At 42.1% G+C, this 2421-nt stretch carries 3 protein-coding genes; all 3 read left to right on the top strand.

The window, feature by feature from the left end; translation table 11 throughout:
- Positions 1–1194: IgG-binding virulence factor TspB family protein (locus HMPREF2711_RS00185; RefSeq protein WP_283118127.1), on the top strand; the 1194-nt coding region annotated here is incomplete at its 5' end.
- A gap of 1 nt (position 1195) precedes the next feature.
- Positions 1196–1474 (top strand): DUF2523 domain-containing protein, encoded by a 279-nt coding sequence (locus tag HMPREF2711_RS00180; protein WP_049336921.1) that lies wholly within the window; start codon positions 1196–1198, stop codon positions 1472–1474.
- Positions 1475–1501: 27 nt separating this feature from the next.
- Positions 1502–2421: zonular occludens toxin family protein (locus HMPREF2711_RS00175; RefSeq protein WP_070615104.1), on the top strand; the 920-nt coding region annotated here is incomplete at its 3' end.

The raw sequence follows: 2421 nt of genomic DNA, 5'->3' as shown, positions 1-2421 counted from the left end.
GAACAAGCACAACGCCAAGCGGAAGCCGAAGGAAATTATCAAAAAGCAGTAGCACAAGCAGCAGCAAGAAAAGCAGCAGAAGCAGCACAAAAAGCGCAACAACAAGACCAACAGAAAAAAGAAGAACAAAAGAAAGACGAAGAAGCAAAAAAGAAAGGATTATTCAAGTATCAATTAATAGTAGAAGTCGATGGGTCATATCAAAATTATGTTTTTTATGCTCCAGACGGTTATAGATTAAATGGCTCTGATGGTAATACTTTAAATGGTTCGCCTTCGTATATGCGCCAATTTGTATCATCCTACAATATTGATATGGGTAAATATGCCTCCCCTTCACAAATTAAAGTAAGTACACCGTCTGATAAGCATGTTTTTGTTAGATGGAATTCCTATAAAGAAGGTACAGTTCCAGAAGCAGAAAAAGAGAAACTCGCACAAAATCAAAGCCAAGTAAAACCTGAAGATTTCATGCTGACACAAAAAGAAATGTTAGACATTCTTAAGCGTATGCTTGAAAACAATCAGACAAACCATGCCGAGCTGATGAACCAACTGGCAAAAATGGGCGTTATGAATCAATCTGCCGATCCAAGCACATTCAGCCCTGATACCGCACTTAGTGCGCCGTACACTCCTGAAGGCAGTAGCACCCCACAACAAACAAGATTCAAAATGAATCAAGACGGCACTGTAGGCGTTGATTATGTACCGCGTCCAGATTTAAAGCCAAACAGTCCAGAAGCACCGAATAAGCCCGAAAAGACAACACCGAGCAGACAGGAGAGTCCGGACACGCCAAACGCACCAAATAGCCCGAATTCGCCAAATACACCGAATGAGCCGAACAGTCCGAATAGTCCAAACAATCAACAAACGCCAAATCAAAAAGAAAATGGCCTTTGTTCCCTGTTTCCAAACATCGCAGCGTGTGCAGATATGGGTAATGCAGAAGAAAAAGATCTAAACATTCCGCAAAACGATCAAGATATAGGAACTTTGAAACCGTTGGAACACTTCAAGACGGACGGTGTTTGTCCAAAGCCACAATCATTTGATTTTGGATTGTTTGGCCGATTTGAAATGGGTTATGACACAATTTGCGACATTGCCCGAAAAATCAGGCCAATTTTGATTTTAATATGCATGATAAGTTGTAGCTGGGCGGCATGGTCGGCAGTCAAGGAGTTGTAACATGTGGAGCAAATTATTAACTGCCGTATTGACAACCGTAGCAGGAAAAATCATGGCCGCGTTTGGTCTGTCGTTTGTAACTTATGTAGGGGCAAACGAACTGCAACAACAGTTATTAAGCTATGTAACAAATCAAATAGGCGGTATATCTGATGATGCCTTACAAATACTTTATATAACAGGCATGGGGGTTTGTCTTAATTGGATATTTGGCACTTTCGCATTTATTGCATCGCTTAAATCGTTTGCCAAACTCTCGGCAGTTATGTCAAAAAAATAAAACAGATAATTAAAAAGGAGATAAAAAATGTTGTATCTGATAACAGGCGTACCAGGTTCGGGCAAAACATTAAAGATGATCTCGGATTTGATGACAAGAGACGATTTAAAAAACCGTCCGCTTTACCTTGACGGAATTCCCGAAGTTGACGGCCAAATCATCCCCAATCTGCCGATCCCTGAAGGCGAAACCATGCAGACGTGGCACAAATGGGCACCTACTGGCGCGATCCTCGTTATCGATGAGTGTCAACGCGTATTCCGTCCACGCCCAAGCGGTTCAAAAGTCCCCGATTATGTTGCTGAGCTTGAAACACACCGACATAAAGGCATAGACATTTTTTTATTGACACAACACCCACGGCTTATAGATGCCAACGTCAGAAGCCTGATAGGTCATCATTGCCATATCGGCAAAACCAGTCTAGGCGTTAGGCGTATGGTCGAATGGGAAAGATGCGCCAATCCCGAAGCAAACGGCGATATAGCAAACGGCGTCAAAAGCGTTTACAAACTCGATAAAAAAGCATTTGGCGTTTACAAATCGGCCGAAGAACACACAAAAATCAAAACCAAACGAAGTAAAGTGATATTTATTTTACCTTTGGTTCTTATAGTAATTATATTCAGCATGTTTATTGCATATGGCAGTTATAAAGACATATCAAAACCGATAGAGGTCAAAAAAACAACCGAAACAGACAGCAACCAAACCGCACAAAACACACAAACGGCACAACCCCAAATTGAACAAAGCGGCCAATATCCCCAACAAGAGCCGAAAACAACCGAAAAAGAGGAAGAAAAACCCTATATCACACCGCAAGACTATGAACCAAGAATAGCAGAGCGCCCCGAAACCGCCCCGATCTACGACAGCATGAACAAAGCCTTTAAAGCCATGCCGTGGCCGTCTGCCTGCATCAAATCCGAAAAAGGCTGTAACTG

The sequence above is a fragment of the Neisseria sp. HMSC070A01 genome, assembly GCF_001810165.1.
Lineage (GTDB): Bacteria > Pseudomonadota > Gammaproteobacteria > Burkholderiales > Neisseriaceae > Neisseria.
This window is presented reverse-complemented; position numbering and strand designations above follow the sequence as displayed.

Bases quoted from the DNA above. Each gene is read 5' to 3' on its own strand.
- HMPREF2711_RS00180 (WP_049336921.1), top strand. From the start codon at position 1,196: ATGTGGAGCAAATTATTAACTGCCGTATTGACAACCGTAGCAGGAAAA.